This is a genomic window from Pseudarthrobacter lactosi (assembly GCF_055412785.1).
This window is the reverse complement of record NZ_JBVAYS010000003.1, coordinates 1-16,375: the sequence shown is the minus strand read 5'-3', so window position 1 is coordinate 16,375 and position 16,375 is coordinate 1. Positions and strand designations below refer to the sequence as shown.

Here is a 16,375-nt window from a genome sequence, read left to right as displayed (position 1 = left end):
ACCCCGCTGATTCACCCGGGCTCTCCAGCCCGGATAGCGCGCGGGGCCAGCGCACAGGCCTTTTCCGCTAATCTGGAGCGGTGACTCTCCGCTTCCATGACACCGCTGCCGCCGAAGTCCGTGACTTCGTTCCCCTCGTCCCGGGAAAAGCGAGCCTGTACTACTGCGGAGCCACCGTGCAGGGCATGCCGCACGTGGGCCACATCCGCTCGGCGATCGCCTTTGACCAGCTCACGCGCTGGCTCGAGTACCGGGGTCTGCGGGTCACTGTGGTCCGCAACGTCACGGATATTGATGACAAGATCCTGGCCAAATCTGCCGAGTCCTTCAGCCCGGACTTCCAAGCCGGACCGGACACCGTCCGCGAGGAGGAATGGTGGGCACTGGCGTACCGCTACGAGCAGGCGTTCCTGCAGGCCTACGACACACTCGGCGTTGGCCGCCCCACGTATGAGCCCCGGGCAACCGGCCATATCCCCGAAATGCACGCGCTGATCCAGCAGCTGATCGACCGGCGCCACGCCTACCCGGCGCTGGACGATTCCGGCGACGTCTACTTCGACGTGCGCTCCTGGGACAAGTACGGGTCCCTGACCCGGCAGAACATTGACGACATGCAGGGTGCTCCGGACGCCGATCCCCGAGGCAAAAAAGACCCCCGCGACTTTGCGCTATGGAAGGGCTCCAAAGAAGGGGAGCCGACGACGGCGAGCTGGGCCTCGCCCTGGGGCGCCGGACGCCCAGGTTGGCACCTGGAATGCTCCGCCATGGTCACCAAGTATCTCGGCACCGAATTTGATATCCACGGTGGCGGACTGGACCTGCGCTTCCCGCACCACGAAAACGAGATGGCCCAGTCCCAGGCAGCAGGGCACGGCTTCGCCAACTTCTGGATGCACAACGGGATGGTGACCTACCAGGGCGAAAAGATGTCCAAATCCATCGGAAACACCATCAGCCCTTCGGAGATGTTGGACCTCGCGTCACCGCGGGTGGTCCGCTACTACCTCGGGCAGGCCCACTACCGCTCAGTGCTGGACTACCGCCCCACTTCGCTGGAAGAGGCGGCGGCCGCCGTCGATCGCATCGACGGATTCCAGGCGAAGGCCGTGGCCCGCTTCGGTACCGATTTCGGGTTTGTGGCGGGTAACTTCGGCCCGTCCACGGAGGCTCTCCGCACTTTCGAGGCGGCGATGGATGACGACCTGAACGTCCCGCGCGCCTTGGCGGCCCTGCACGAAACGGTGCGCGCCGGCAACAACGCCCTCGCAGAGGGCGACGACGAAGCGGGCCGGCATGCGATGAGCGCGGTCATGATCATGACCACTGCTTTGGGGCTAAACGCAGTTGCGGCGCCCGGCACCAGTAACGTCCGGGAATCGGCGGCCCTCAACGTCCTGGTGGAAGCCCAACTCGCGGCCCGCGCTCAGGCACGGACGGCCAAGGACTGGGCTGCCTCCGACGCCATCCGCGACACGCTGAAGGCGGCCGGCGTCGTCGTCGAAGATGGCCCGGATGGCGCTACCTGGAGCCTGCAACGGGACTGAACCGGCGATTTTACTTGATTCAGTAGACTGGTAAGCAGACTCAGTCAAACAATCAAGGGTGGAAAATCATGGCCAACAACGGTCGCCGGTCGGTCAAAGCAAAGAAGGGGCCAACCATCGGAACCGGTGGCCATGGCCGCAAGGCCCTGGAAGGCAAGGGTCCCACGCCCAAGGCGGAGGACCGCCCGTACCACAAGGCGCACAAGAGCAAACAGCTTTCCGAACGTTCGGCCGCCAAGCGCGGCACGGGCGCGCGCAGCGCCGGCGCCTCCCGTTCGGGCCCCAAGGGCCGCGCCACAGAGGAAGTTGTCACCGGCCGTAACTCGGTGGTCGAAGCCCTCCGCGCCGGGATCCCCGCGAAGGCCCTGCACATCGCCATCCGGATTGAAATGGATGACCGTGTTAAGGAGTCGCTGAAGATCGCCGCCGAACGCGGCATCCCGCTGCTCGAGACCGGCAAGGTCGAACTGGACCGCATGACGGAAGACGCCGTGCACCAGGGACTGGTCCTGCAGATCCCGCCCTACGAGTACCAGGACGCGTATGACCTGGCCGAGGAAACGGTGGACCGCTGGAAGAAGGGCCACGTAGCCAACGCTCCGCTGTTTGTTGCCCTGGACGGCATCACGGACCCGCGCAACCTCGGGGCCATCATCCGCTCCGTCTCGGCCTTCAGCGGCCACGGCGTCATCGTCCCGGAACGCCGCTCCGTGGGCGTTACAGCGTCCGCCTGGAAGACCAGCGCCGGCGCGGCCGTCCGTGTTCCGGTGGCACGTGCAGGCAACCTGAACAGTGCCCTGAAGCAGTTCAAGGACATGGGCATCTTTGTCCTGGGGCTCGACGGCGACGGCGATGTTTCGCTGCCCGACCTCACCCTGGCCACGGAGCCCGTCTGTATTGTGGTCGGTTCCGAGGGCAAGGGCTTGAGCCGCCTGGTCCGCGAAAACTGCGACCAGATCGTCTCCATCCCGATCAACTCCGCCATGGAATCGCTCAACGCCTCCATGGCCGTTGGCATCTCGCTGTACGAAATCTCCAGGCAGCGCGCCGTCAAGTAGTCCGAACGCTCTCTCACTTGATGGGGGTTCTGGCGCAACGCTCTCTCACTTTCCCGAAGAAAGTGAGAGAGCGTTGCCGTTTAAGCTGCGTTAAGTGAGAGAGCGTTGGGCCTAGAACTCCGACGGTTGGCCAGGTGAGCGGCGGGGGAAGTGACGTCATAAAAGCGGCAGTGCAGCTCACCAGCCGCTGGCCGCTACCATTGACGTGATGGTCATGCCGCTTTTCGATACCGCTTCCACCAAGGATGCCTCTTCGGCGTATCCGCTCGGTGTCAGCGTCCCGCGCCCGGGATCGGGAGCGGACTACGGGGTGCAGTCCAGCGCAAACGTGGCCGTGTACGCCCCAGCCGTAGAGAACCTCGAGATTGCCTACAAGGCCCCCGGCAGCGACTGGCATCTGCAGACACTGCCCAATGTCACGCACGGCGTGCACCACGGAATTGTTGAGGACTTCCCGTACGGATCGCTCTACGGTTTCCGCGCCACGTCCAAGGCGGACCTCTTGCCGCTGGCGGTCCCCGTCATGGACCTGGACGACGATGGCGGGCAGCCTCTTCTGCTCGATCCTTACGGCCGGGCGGTGGACCAGCGGGAAGGGTTCCTGACGAGCGTCCGAATGGCCGGCGATTTCGACTGGGGCAACGACGAACGGCCCCGGACACAATGGCGGAACACCATCATCTATGAGGCCCACGTCCGCGGCCAGAGCATGCTGCATCCCGATGTCCCCGAGGAACTGCGCGGAACGTATGCCGGAATGGCCCATCCGGCCATCATCGAACACTTCAAGAGCCTGGGCATCACTGCTGTCCAGCTGCTCCCGGTGCACTTCCACCTCGATGAAATGCACCTGCAGAACCTGGGCCTGACCAACTATTGGGGCTACAATACGGCAGCGTTCTTCGCGCCGCACGCGGCCTATGCCTCTCAGGCAGCGCAGGATACCGGACCGCACGCCGTCCAGGACGAGTTCAAGGGCATGGTCAAGCTGCTCCACGCCGCAGGGCTTGAAGTGATTCTCGACGTCGTCTACAACCACACCGCAGAGGGGGGCCCCGGCGGCCAGGCCATCAGCTTCCGCGGACTCGGTGAGGACACGTATTACCGCACGGACGGCCACGGCAAGTACATCGACACCACGGGCTGCGGCAACACGCTGAATTTCGGCGAGCCCCGGGTGGTCCAGCTCGTGCTGGATTCACTCCGGTACTGGGTGGACGAATTCCACATCGACGGCTTCCGCTTTGATCTGGCAGTGACGCTCTGCCGGAACGCGGACAACGACTTCGATCCCCGGCACCCGTTCCTGGTGGCCGTGGCCGCCGATCCTGTGCTGTCCGACGTGAAACTGATCGCCGAGCCCTGGGACGTCGGCTACGGCGGCTGGCAGACGGGACGGTTCCCGGGCGGCTGGGTTGACTGGAACGACCACTTCCGGGACGGCGTCCGCTCCTTCTGGCTGGCCGACAGGGCAGCCATCGACGCCGGCGGACATGGTGGCTCCGTGGCGCGGCTGGCTGATGCCTTGTCCGGATCGGCCGGGCTGTTTGAGGCGTCGGGCCGTTCCAGGCTAGCGTCCGTAAACCTCATCACGGCACACGACGGCTTCACCCTCAACGATCTTGTGTCCTATGACCGCAAACACAACGAGGCCAACGGCGAGCAGAACCGGGACGGGCACGGGGACAACCGCAGCTACAACCACGGCTTCGAGGGCCGGAGCGAGGACGAGGGCATCGTAGCGAAGCGGGCCCAGTCCCGGCGGAACCTCATGGCTTCCCTGATGATTTCCCTCGGCGTGCCCATGATCACTTCCGGCGACGAGCTGGCACGCACGCAGCAGGGCAACAACAACGCGTACTGCCAGGACAACGCCCTCGCCTGGCTTGACTGGACCCGCACTCCGGAATCGGCCGAGATGCTCCGCAGCACCAAGCGCTACGTCCGGCTGCGCAAGGAGTTCCTGGCAGGCCAACCGCATGGTTTTCCGGCTCGGGATGAGCAGTCGTATATCTACTGGTTTGATCACTCCGGAGAGCCCATGTCCATGGACCAGTGGAATGATCCCCGCCACCGGGTGATGCAGCTACTGCTCGGCTCCGACGACGGCACGGTCGCGGGCCTCGTGGTGGTCAACGGCAGTGCCTCCGATGTGAAGATCACACTTCCGGAACTCAAGAACGACGACGGAACGCCCCACCGGATGTTCGAACTCCGGCTGACCACGTCGCCGCTTCACGAGCTCCGCCAGGGTAGCCGCGTGGCGTCCGGCGAGACGGACCTCATTGAGGCGAACTCGATCAACCTCTACCGCACGTAGCTGCGGAGGGGATCACATTGCGCAACCGCTCCATCGCCGTGCTGGTCACCGGGTTGCTAGCCATTGCGGCGTTCGCTTTCGGCGGCCCCGGGCTCCTGGAGACCCTAACGGGAAGTACGACGCCGGAAGCCAGTTCCAGCGCGGCCCCGGTCCCAGAGGCTCCCATCACGCGTCCGGCGGAGGTTCCTGGCCCGGCGGCGGCTCCCGCCAACCCGTCCGGGCTGCCTGCAATCAAGGAATCCCAACTGCCGGCCGAAGCCCGGACCACCGGCTCCGAGGGCGAGAAGTATTACACCCAGGACCACTATGACTCGTTCAAATTCATCGCAGAAGGCAGCTGAACACTCTCATGAAGATTTACTCCGCCGATACCTGGACCATCGAAGAACTGCGGGAACAGGTCGCGGACGCCGGCCGTCGAAGCCTGGTGGTGCCCGCCGCCGACAGCAAGAGGGCTGTCTTGGAGACTTTTGGCGAAGTGCTCGCCTTCCCGGAGCATTACGGGGTGAACATGGACGCCCTGAACGATTCATTGCACGATTTCGCGGACAGCATCGGCGAGGACGGGAGTGCCCCGGTCACCATCCTCTGGCAGGTGGCCGCAGCGTTCCGCGGAGACCGGTCCTTCGGGATCATTTGCGAGGTCCTCCAGGATGCCGAGAGCTACGCCGGCCGTGACCTGGTGGTCACGGCCGTACTCCTCTAGTCATACCGGCGGGGATCAGGCGTTGACGATCAGCCCCAGCTCGGCTTGGGAAGCCAGTGCCTCGTGCCGGGGCAGTACGCGGACGGTGTAGCCGAAAGGACCCGACCGGTCGATGAGCAGCGAGCCGCTGAACAGGTGGCGCCCGTCGCCCAGGTCCTCTTTCGAGCTCAACTCCACCAAGATGACGTCCGTCAGGGTGTCGCTTTCCTCGGCGCGGCCATAGGCCACCTCCACTGAAACATCCTCCGGCGACAGGGTGTGCAGTGCGATATAGGCGTTCACCTGCAACGTGTCCCCGATCTGCGGATCCTCGGAAACGCCAACGGAGTCCACATGTTCAACGTGAAGCAGGGGCCACGCTGACCGCACCTTGGCCGTCCATGCCGCCAGGATGCGGGCCTGGGCGAAGGAGTCTGCAACGGCCCGGCGTCCGGCCTCGGCTGCGGGGCGGTAGAGCAGGTTGACGTAGTCGTGCAGCATGCGCTCGGCGGAAACGGCCGGGCCCAGATGGGAGAGCGTGTGCTTGATCATTGACACCCAGTGCGTGGGGACTTTCTCGGTGCCCGTCGTGGACGGTCCGGCGGCACCTGCATTGTCCGAAACCGTGTTCCCGTAGAAACGAGGCGACACTTGCGTTTCCAGGAGTTCGTACAGCGCTGCCGCCTCTATGTCGTCCCGCTCTTCGGGGGACGCGTCATTGTTGGCAGTGGGGATCGCCCAGCCGTTCTCGCCGTCGTACATTTCGTCCCACCAGCCGTCCATCACCGAAAGGTTCAACGAACCGTTGATGGCGGCCTTCATGCCCGAAGTGCCGCACGCCTCCAAGGGGCGGAGCGGGTTGTTCAGCCACACGTCGCAACCCGGGAAGAGCGTTCGGGCCATAGCAATGTCGTAATTCGGCAGGAAAGCGATGCGGTGGCGGACCTCGGGGTCGTCGGTGAAGCGGACCAGGTCCTGGATCATCTTCTTCCCGGCATCGTCTGCAGGGTGGGACTTTCCGGCGATCACCAGTTGGATCGGGTGCTTCGGATGCAGCAGCAACGCCTTGAGCCGGTCCGGTTCGCGAAGCATCAGTGTCAGGCGCTTGTAGGTGGGGACGCGCCGGGCGAATCCGATGGTGAGGACATCGGGGTCCAGGACGCTGTCGGTCCAGCCCAGCTCTGCGTCGGCAGCTCCGCGCTTCTTCCATGCCGCCCGGAGCCGGCGGCGTACGTCTTCGACCAGTGCTGTGCGCATTTCACGGCGCAGCGCCCAGACGTCGGCGTCGCTGACGTTGTAGGCAAGGTCCCAGCGGCCCATGGCTTCGGCCTCGGAGCCGAACTGTTCCCGCGCGAGCCGGGAGATGCGCCCGTCCACCCAGGTGGGCACGTGCACACCGTTGGTCACGGACGTGATGGGCACCTCGGAGTGGTCAAAGCCCGGCCACAGCGCCGAGAACATCCCGCGGGACACCTCGCCGTGCAGCTTGGCGACGCCATTGGCCCGCTGTGCCAGCCGGAGCCCCATAACGGCCATGTTAAAGACTGACGGATTGCCGTCGGCGTAGTTTTCCCGGCCCAGTTCAAGGATCCGGTCCACCGGTACTGCGGGCGCAAGCCCCGCCTGGAAGAAGTGGTGGATCTGGGAAATCTCGAAACGGTCGATGCCTGCCGGAACGGGAGTGTGGGTGGTGAAGACCGTTGACGCCCGGCCAGCCGCGAGGGCTTCGTCGAAGCTGAGGGCGGCGTCGCCGGCCATCAGTTCCTGGATGCGCTCAATCCCGAGGAAGCCGGCGTGGCCCTCATTGGTGTGGAACACCTCAGGCGCGGGGGTTCCGGTCAGCTGCTGGTACGCGCGCAGCGCCTTGACTCCGCCCATGCCCAGCAGGAGCTCCTGCTGGAGCCGGTGGTCGCCGCCGCCGCCGTAGAGGCGGTCGGTGATGCCGCGGGCGGCATCGTCATTGCCGGGAACGTTGGAGTCCAACAGCAGCAGGGGAACGCGTCCGACGTCGGCACGCCAGATGTGTGCCAGCAGCCGGCGGCCGTTGGGGAGCGGGAGCGAGATCTGCAGGGGCCGGCCGTTGCCGTCGGGGGACGGCTCACGGAGCAGTGTGAGCGGCAGCCCGTCCGGGTCAAGTACCGGATAGGTCTCCTGCTGCCAGGCGTCGCGGGAGAGGGACTGCTTGAAGTAGCCGGCCTGGTACAGCAGGCCCACGCCGATCAGGGGCACGCCGAGGTCGGAGGCAGCCTTAAGGTGGTCGCCGGCCAGGATACCCAGGCCGCCTGAGTACTGCGGCAGGACTTCGGTGATGCCAAATTCGGGAGAGAAGTATGCGATGGCGGCGGGGGCATCTTCGCCCAGGCCCTGGTACCAGCGGGGCTGCTCAAGGTACCGGTCAAGGTCCTCGGCGGCGGCCCGGACATGGTCCACCACCGTCTGGTCGGCGGCGAGGCGCTGAAACTCCTCGCGGCTGACCCGGCCCAGGAAACTGATGGGATCCTGGCCGGATTCCTCCCAGATGCGGGGGTTCAGGGCGGCGAAAAGTTCACGGGTGGGCCGGTGCCAGGACCAGCGCAGGTTGGTGGCCAACCGGGCCAGCGGCCTGATGGGTTCCGGGAGGACTGTTCTGACGGTAAATCTGCGGATTGCCTTCACCTGCGCCACACTAACTGACAACATCAACGTCTGGAACCGCTTTGGCTTTCTTTTAGGTAAATGACAGTTGGCGTGGCGGATAAGTCGAATCGCGGCGACGAAAAGCAGCGCAGGCTTAGCATTTTGGACCATTTCTCGCTAACGTCGAGGCTGTGACGACTAACTCAGTAACCCCTGCCGCCTCAAAGAAAAAGCCGAAAGGCAAAATCACAGACGGGCTAAGATTTGGCCGTTTCCCGATTACCGCCGTGCAGCCTGCGGTGGAAGGTGGAAAGTATCCTGCCAAGGCCTTGCCGGGGGAGGGAATTGTGGTGGGCGCCACCGCGTTCCGGGAAGGGCATGATCAGCTGGGTGTCAGCGCCGTCCTCCTGGATCCACGGGGGAAGGAGCGCCAGCGCGTCAGGCTGGCACCGCCCACAGGGGAACGCGGCCTCGGCACGGACCGCTGGGAAGGCATCCTCACGCCGTCGGCCGTTGGAAACTGGACGTTCTTCATTGAGGCGTGGCACGACCGCTTCGGAACCTGGCACCACAACGCCGAGGTCAAGGTAGCCGCAGGCATCGACGTGGAGCTGATGCTCGCGGAAGGTTCGGCGCTGCTCTCAGAAGCGGCCGCCGATGCCTCCCGGAATGCTTCGGACCGGCGCACCCTGCGCATGGCGTCTTCCATTCTGGCCAACGGGTCCCTGACTGATGAGGAACGCCTGGCAGCCGGCTTCGGCGCCGACGTCACCGACGTGGTGGACCGCCAGCCGATCCGAGAGCTGGTCACCTCTTCCGAGCAGTTCCCGCTGCTCGTGGAGCGCGATCTTGCAGGCCGCGGAGCCTGGTACGAATTCTTTCCCCGGTCCGAAGGCGCCGTCAAAGACCCAGCCACAGGGGCCTGGACGTCCGGGAATTTCCGGACCGCAGCGAAGCGGTTGGACGCAGTGGCGGAGATGGGCTTCGACGTGCTCTATATGCCGCCGATCCACCCCATCGGCGTCCAGCACCGCAAGGGCCCCAACAACACCCTGATTGCCGGCCCGCACGACCCCGGTTCGCCCTGGGCCATCGGCGCCAAGGAGGGCGGCCACGACGCCATCCACCCGGAGCTCGGCACGTTCGAGGACTTTGACGCCTTTGTTGCCCGCGCCAACGAACTTGGCCTGGAAGTCGCCCTGGACCTGGCGTTGCAGGCCGCGCCGGACCACCCCTGGGTGCAGTCCAACCCGGAATGGTTTACCACCCGGGTTGACGGGAGCATCGCGTATGCGGAAAACCCGCCCAAGAAATACCAGGATATTTTCCCGCTCAATTTCGACAATGATCCGGAAGGGCTTGCGAAGGAAATCCTGCGGGTCGTGCTGCTGTGGGTCAGTCATGGCGTGAAGATCTTCCGGGTGGACAATCCGCACACCAAACCGGTGTGGTTCTGGGAATGGCTCATTGGCCAGGTCAACAAAAAGACCCCCGGCGTGGTGTTCCTCGCGGAAGCGTTTACGCGGCCCGCCATGATGCACGCCCTGGGCCGGGCAGGATTCCAGCAGTCCTACACCTACTTCACGTGGCGGAACACCAAGAAGGAACTGGAAACCTACTTCGCCGAAGTCAGCCACGAATCGCCGGCGTACTTCCGGCCCAACTTCTTCGTCAACACACCGGACATCCTCACGGAATACCTGCAGTTCGGCGGGCCGGCGGCGTTCAAGATCCGCGCCGCATTGGCCGCCACCGCCAGCCCGCTGTGGGGCGTTTATGCCGGCTTCGAACTCTATGAGCATGTTGCCCGCCCCGGTGCCGAGGAGTACATCGACAACGAGAAATTCGAATACAAGGCCCGTGACTGGGACGCTGCCGCGGCCTCAGGCCGGACCCTGGCGCCGTATCTGACCAGGCTCAACGCGATCAGGCACAGCCACCCGGCGCTGTTGGACCTGCAGAATCTCACGGTCCACCAAAGCACCGACGACGCCACGGTGGTGTACTCCAAACACAAGACCCTGCCGGACGGCACGAAGGACACCATCATTGTGGTGGTCAACGTTGATCCGCACGGCACCAGGGAGAGCACCATTTCCCTCGACCTGGCTGCCCTTGAACTTGACCCCGAGGACCTCTCGCCCAACGGCGGGTTCCGGGTGGAGGACCTCATTTCCGGAGAATCCTGGGAGTGGGGCGAATACAACTACGTCCGCCTGGACGCGCACGTTGAACCCGCACACATCCTAAGCGTGAGGAGATTGCATCAGTGAGCTTTAACCCGCAGAGTTCCAGCCAGCATTTCACCCCCAAAAGCACATTTGAGCTGCATGCTCCGGGCCTGGCCCACGATCCGCTTTGGTATCGGAAAGCCGTATTTTATGAAGTGCTGGTACGGGCCTTCGCGGATGCGAACGGCGACGGTTCGGGCGACTTCACCGGCCTGATCGACCGGCTGGACTACCTGCAGTGGCTCGGCATCGATTGCCTGTGGCTCCCGCCGTTCTTCCAGTCGCCGCTGCGTGACGGCGGCTATGACATTTCGGACTACAATTCCGTCCTGGATGAATTCGGCACCATCAGCGACTTCAAGCGGCTGGTGGCCGAGTCCCATGCCCGCGGCGTCCGGGTCATCATTGACCTGCCGCTGAACCACACCTCGGACCAGCACCCCTGGTTCCAGGAATCGCGCAAGGACCCGGACGGTCCCTTCGGCGACTTTTACGTGTGGAGCGATACGGACGAGAAGTACCAGGACGCTCGCATCATTTTTGTGGACACCGAGGAGTCCAACTGGACCTTCGACCCCATCCGCCGGCAGTTCTTCTGGCACCGCTTCTTCGGCCACCAGCCTGACCTGAACTTTGAAAACCCCAAGGTCATCGAAGCGCTCTTTGACGTGGTCCGTTTCTGGCTGGACCAGGGCATCGACGGTTTCCGGGCGGACGCCATCCCGTACCTCTTCGAGGAAGAGGGGACCAACTGCGAAAACCTGCCTGCCACCCATGACTTCCTGCGCAAGTTGCGGGCCATGGTGGATGAAGGCTACCCCGGCCGCGTCATCATCGCCGAGGCCAACCAGCCGCCCAACGAGGTGGTGGAGTACTTCGGAACAGCCGAAGAGCCCGAATGCCACATGGCCTTCCACTTCCCCATCATGCCGCGCCTGTACTACGCCCTGCGTGACCAGAAGGCCGCTCCGATCATCGAGACCATGCATGACACCCCGGAGATCCCCGAAGGGGCGCAGTGGGGAACGTTCCTGCGCAACCACGATGAACTGACGCTGGAGATGGTCACGGCCGACGAGCGTGCGGCGATGCTGGGCTGGTACGCGCCGGACCCCCGGATGCGCGCCAACATCGGGATCCGGCGCCGGCTTGCACCGTTGCTGGATAATTCCCGGGCCGAGATCGAACTGATCAATGCCCTGCTGCTCTCGCTGCCTGGCAGCCCGTTCCTGTACTACGGGGACGAGATCGGCATGGGGGACAACATCTGGCTCGATGACCGCGATGCCGTGCGTACCCCCATGCAGTGGAACCCTGACCGGAACGCAGGGTTCTCCAACGCTGATCCCGGCAAGCTCTACCTGCCGGTCATCCAGTCATTGGTGTACAACTACAACATGGCCAATGTGGAAGCCGAGGCCGCGCACTCCGGTTCGCTTCTCCGCTGGACCCGGCAGATCCTCAGCGTCCGCAAGAACCACCCTGTCTTCGGGCTGGGCGCGTTCAAACATGTCGAAGCGGACCACGACGCCGTGGTGGCGTATCTCCGGGAACTTTCGGATGACAACACTGCGGGGCTGCCCGGCGAAACCATCCTGTGCGCCTTCAACCTTTCGCAGCACCCTGTCGCGGCAAAACTGCGGATTCCGCAGTTTGCCGGCCGCGGACTGCGCGATGTGTTCGGAGGGCAGCCGTTCCCCGGGATCGATGACGACGGAACGCTGACGCTGACCCTGGGAAGCCATGACTTCTTCTGGCTGCGGATCCGCTCTGCGACGTCCAACCCGGCCTCCCCGTACACGCAGGCACTGCCCATCCTGTCCATCGAGAACTGACATGGCCCAGCCCACTCTCACAGCCACACTGAGCACTGTCCTTCGCGAATGGCTTCCGCGCCAGCGGTGGTTCCCTGTGAAGACAGCCGATTTTTCGCTGGAACAGGCAGGCAGCCTGAGCCTCGAGGATCCAGCCGGGCAGGCACGGCTGGAGATATTCCTGCTGGCGGTTGCCTCCCGAACGGCCGACGGCGGTCTCCGCACTGACGTGGTCCAGGTCCCGCTGAGTTACCGTGCAAGTCCGCTTGCGGGAGCGGAGCGGGCACTGGTGGGCCAGGCTCCCGAGGCCGGCATGGCGTGGATCTACGACGCCGTGCACGATCCTTCCTTTGTGTCCTCCTGGCTGGAGCTGATCCGGGCTGAAGCAGGCTCAAGCACGGGTTCGGCGACCGGCCACCGCACCCGGTCGGAGCACCGGTTGCCTACCGCGCACGGAATGGTCAAAGTCCTCGCCGGCGAGCAGTCCAACAGCTCGGTCATTGTTGACGACGGCGAGTCCGCGGCGATCGTGAAATTTTTCCGCGTTCTCTCTGAAGGGGTTAATCCTGAGGTTGAGGTAGGGGCGGCACTGACCGCCCAGGGCACCTTCGAGGTTCCGGCCACGTTGGGGTGGGTCCGCGGCGAATGGCAGACTCCGGCGTCATCGGGGCTCCCGACACAGGCGCCATCGCAGGGCGAGCTTGCCGTAGCCCACGAATTCCTGGCCGGCGGCCGCGATGCCTGGCGCCTGGCCGTGGATGCCGCCCGCACCGGCGCCGATTTCACCGCCGAAGCTTATGCCCTGGGTGCCGCCACAGCCACTGTCCACCGCAGGCTGGCGGAAGCGCTTGGCACGGCAGTTGAACCCGCCCCCGGTCAGGTTATTGCGCCCGGAGTAGCCCAGCGGGTCCGGCAGGCATGGGCGGAAGCCGGTGCCGCCGTCGGGCCTTACGACGACGCCCTGGAGGCGCTTGTCGGCGAGCTCGACGGCGTGCCGGCGGGGCCGCTGCAGCGGATCCACGGCGATCTTCACCTCGGCCAGATCCTGCAGGTCCCCGGCCACGGCGCCGCGCCGGGCCGGTGGGCCATCCTTGATTTTGAAGGTGAGCCACTGCGGCCCATCGCCGAACGCAATTTTCCCGACGTTCCGCTCCGCGATGTGGTGGGAATGCTCCGCTCATTCGACTACGCGGCAGGCGCGGCAGAACGCGAATATCAGGGCGCCCGCGTGCCGGAGTCCTGGGTCGATGATTGCGCGGATGCGTTCCTTGCCGGCTATGCCGCAGTCACACCTGGGACCATCGACCGGACGTCACCGCTCTTTGTGGCATTGTGGCTGGACAAGGCCCTTTACGAAGTCGTTTATGAATTGCGCAACAGGCCTGACTGGCTGGCCATTCCAACGAATGCGTCCAGGCGGCTCCTTAGCGTTAAAGGCTCCGGCGATCAGGCCCGGGCAGCATCGGAAGGTATCAAAATGACAGGCTCAGCACGTACAGACCGGCCCCGCGTGCCCCTACACGTGGACCCGGAAACCTTGGCCCGTGTGGCTAACGGCGAACACCACGCCCCGCACTCGGTGCTTGGTGCCCACCTGGACGACCACGGCCATGTGACCGTCCGGACGGTCAAGCACCTCGCGGAGGCAGTGAACGTGGTGACCGCCGGTGGTGCGGTGCCCATGACGCATGAGGACAACGGTGTTTGGGTGGCAGTCCTGGAGCCGCTGCAGGCCGGCCACGTGCCCGACTATCGGCTGGAGGTCACCTACCCCGGTGCCGCGCCGCTGACCGTGGACGAGCCCTACCGCTACCTGCCCACCGTGGGTGAAGTAGACCTGCACCTGATCGGCGAGGGCCGGCACGAAAAGCTCTGGGAAGTCCTTGGCGCCCACGTCCAGCACTACAAGTCCTCCCTCGGCGACGTTGACGGCGTCTCCTTTGCTGTGTGGGCGCCGAACGCGCAGGCGGTCCGCGTCAAAGGCGACTTCAACGCCTGGGACGGCCGGCAAAACTCACTCCGCTCGCTGGGATCCTCAGGCGTGTGGGAAGTCTTCCTGCCGGGTGTTTTAGCAGGGGCGTGCTACAAGTTCGAGATCAAAACGAAGGGCGGCTACTGGGTCGAAAAGGCCGACCCCCTGGCCTTCGGCACCGAGGTCCCGCCGCTGACAGCTTCCAGGGTGGTGGAGCAGTCGTACGCGTTCAAGGATGCCGAGTGGATGGAGGCGCGCGCCCAGCGTGACCCGCACAATTCGCCGATGAGCGCCTACGAAGTCCACCTCGGATCCTGGCGCCTTGGCCTGGGCTACCGTGAGCTCGCCAAGGAGCTGGTGGACTACGTCAAATGGCTGGGCTTCACGCACGTTGAGTTCATGCCCGTGGCCGAACATCCTTTCGGCGGTTCCTGGGGCTACCAGGTGACGTCCTACTTTGCGCCGACCTCGCGCTTTGGCCATCCGGACGAATTCCGGTTCCTGGTGGATTCGCTGCACCAGGCCGGGATCGGCGTGCTCCTGGACTGGGTCCCGGCGCACTTCCCCAAGGATGCCTGGGCGCTGGCCCAGTTCGACGGCGAACCCCTGTACGAACACGCCGACCCGAACCTGGGCGAGCACCCAGACTGGGGAACGCTGATCTTCGACTTTGGCCGCACCGAGGTGCGGAACTTCCTGGTCTCCAACGCGCTGTACTGGCTTGATGAGTTCCACATCGACGGCCTCCGGGTTGATGCAGTGGCGTCGATGCTGTACCTGGACTACTCACGCGAAGAGGGGCAGTGGTCACCCAACCGCTTTGGCGGACGCGAGAACCTGGAAGCCATCTCCTTCCTGCAGGAGGTAAACGCCACGGTCTACAAGACCCACCCCGGTGCGGTAATGATCGCCGAAGAGTCCACAGCTTTCCCCGGAGTCACTGCTCCCACCAGCCACGGCGGGCTGGGCTTCGGGCTCAAGTGGAACATGGGGTGGATGCACGACTCCCTCAAGTACGCCTCCGAGGAGCCGATCAACCGAAAGTGGCACCACGGTACGGTGACTTTCTCCATGGTCTACGCCTTCACCGAGAACTTCCTGCTTCCCATCAGCCACGATGAGGTTGTGCACGGCAAGGGCTCCATGCTCCGGAAGATGCCGGGGGACCGCTGGCAGCAGCTGGCCAACCTGCGCGCCTTTTTTGCGTACCAGTGGGCGCACCCGGGCAAGCAGCTCATTTTTATGGGCACCGAATTCGGTCAGGAGGCTGAATGGTCCGAGCAGCATGGACTGGACTGGTATCTGGCCGACATTCCCGCGCACCGCGGAATGCAGCTTCTCACCAAGGACCTCAACGAGATCTACAGTTCGACGCCTGCCCTCTATGCGCGGGATAACGAACCCGGTGGATTCCAGTGGATCAACGGTGGGGATGCCGAGCGCAATGTCCTGACCTTTGTCCGCTGGGACAAGGAAGGCAATCCGTTGGTGTGCGCCATCAACTTCTCAGGCGGTCCGCATGTGGGCTATGCCCTCGGCGTTCCCGCTGCCGGGGCCTGGACTGAAGTACTTAACACTGATGCTGCGTCCTATGGCGGTTCAGGTGTTTTGAATGGCGGTGAGCTGATTGCCCTGGACGAAGGGCTTGATGGGCAGCCGGCATCGTTGACCGTGACGCTGCCGCCGCTGGGTGCGGCCTACTTCAAGCCCGTTCCTTTGGCGGCCGGCTGACCGATTGGTGTGAACCCGCTCTCTTAAGGGCGGGGCGAAAAGCCCGGAATTCCTTGAGATTCCGGGCTTTTTGCTGCCCTCGGGGTAGCGCCGCAGGGGACCCCTTGGGGCCTGGTTGGTCATCTCGGCAAAGTGGTGGTAGAGTTTATTTCCGCGCTGCTCCACAGAGTCAGACCGAAAAAACCGACACGAAAGCCTCAGGCTGACGAAGTCGCGGATGCCGGTTTGACAAGATGGAGAACAGCCGGTAAGTTTGAAAAGTTGCTCCGGAGCGATCCACGGCCGATTGGTTGTGGTGGTGCCGGGTGTGTCTGTTGTTTGAGAACTCAATAGTGTGCCAAGTTTGTTGATACCAATTGTTTTATTGATTGGTTGTTTTGGCTGGGCCTGTCCACCCCGTG

General features: G+C 64.2%; 9 protein-coding genes. 8 read left to right on the top strand and 1 reads right to left on the bottom strand.

Features of this window, described 5'->3' with window-relative positions:
• Positions 1-80 precede the first annotated feature (80 nt).
• From cysS to ACZY0Q_RS13525, 5 genes are all read left to right on the top strand, one after another.
• A complete protein-coding gene (gene cysS, locus ACZY0Q_RS13545; protein ID WP_463917605.1) occupies positions 81-1,547 on the top strand; it encodes a cysteine--tRNA ligase in 1,467 nt (488 codons plus the stop codon).
• A gap of 68 nt (positions 1,548-1,615) precedes the next feature.
• The gene (rlmB, locus tag ACZY0Q_RS13540; protein WP_463917603.1) at positions 1,616-2,605 is read left to right on the top strand and encodes a 23S rRNA (guanosine(2251)-2'-O)-methyltransferase RlmB; all 990 of its coding nucleotides are present in this window, start codon (positions 1,616-1,618) and stop codon (positions 2,603-2,605) included.
• Positions 2,606-2,813: 208 nt separating this feature from the next.
• Positions 2,814-4,925, top strand: a complete 2,112-nt coding sequence (glgX, locus tag ACZY0Q_RS13535; RefSeq protein WP_463917601.1) for a glycogen debranching protein GlgX — start codon at positions 2,814-2,816, stop codon at positions 4,923-4,925.
• 17 nt (positions 4,926-4,942) lie between these two features.
• A complete protein-coding gene (locus ACZY0Q_RS13530; RefSeq protein WP_463917599.1) occupies positions 4,943-5,266 on the top strand; it encodes a hypothetical protein in 324 nt (107 codons plus the stop codon).
• A gap of 8 nt (positions 5,267-5,274) precedes the next feature.
• Entirely contained in the window at positions 5,275-5,631 is a 357-nt protein-coding gene (locus tag ACZY0Q_RS13525; RefSeq protein WP_463917597.1) for a barstar family protein, read from the top strand.
• 15 nt (positions 5,632-5,646) lie between these two features.
• Here the strand turns inward: ACZY0Q_RS13525 and glgP are convergent, their stop codons facing one another.
• Complete coding sequence (glgP, locus tag ACZY0Q_RS13520) at positions 5,647-8,265, bottom strand: alpha-glucan family phosphorylase (protein ID WP_463917595.1); 2,619 nt, start codon at positions 8,263-8,265, stop codon at positions 5,647-5,649.
• A 152-nt stretch (positions 8,266-8,417) separates the two neighbouring features.
• Between glgP and ACZY0Q_RS13515 the strand changes: the two genes are divergently transcribed.
• From ACZY0Q_RS13515 to ACZY0Q_RS13505, 3 genes are read left to right on the top strand one after another with little or no spacing between them, the layout of a single operon-like run.
• Positions 8,418-10,499, top strand: coding sequence for an alpha-1,4-glucan--maltose-1-phosphate maltosyltransferase (locus ACZY0Q_RS13515; RefSeq protein WP_463917594.1), 2,082 nt, complete (start codon positions 8,418-8,420; stop codon positions 10,497-10,499).
• Positions 10,496-12,292 (top strand): maltose alpha-D-glucosyltransferase, encoded by a 1,797-nt coding sequence (treS, locus tag ACZY0Q_RS13510; protein ID WP_463917592.1) that lies wholly within the window; start codon positions 10,496-10,498, stop codon positions 12,290-12,292. The genes ACZY0Q_RS13515 and treS overlap by 4 nt, the downstream gene beginning before the upstream one ends.
• A 1-nt stretch (position 12,293) precedes the next feature.
• A complete protein-coding gene (locus tag ACZY0Q_RS13505) occupies positions 12,294-15,974 on the top strand; it encodes a 1,4-alpha-glucan branching enzyme (RefSeq protein ID WP_463917591.1) in 3,681 nt (1,226 codons plus the stop codon).
• Positions 15,975-16,375 lie beyond the last annotated feature (401 nt).

Bases quoted from the DNA above. Each gene is read 5' to 3' on its own strand.
- rlmB (WP_463917603.1), top strand. From the start codon at position 1,616: ATGGCCAACAACGGTCGCCGGTCGGTCAAAGCAAAGAAGGGGCCAACC.
- glgX (WP_463917601.1), top strand. From the start codon at position 2,814: ATGGTCATGCCGCTTTTCGATACCGCTTCCACCAAGGATGCCTCTTCG.
- ACZY0Q_RS13525 (WP_463917597.1), top strand. From the start codon at position 5,275: ATGAAGATTTACTCCGCCGATACCTGGACCATCGAAGAACTGCGGGAA.
- ACZY0Q_RS13505 (WP_463917591.1), top strand. From the start codon at position 12,294: ATGGCCCAGCCCACTCTCACAGCCACACTGAGCACTGTCCTTCGCGAA.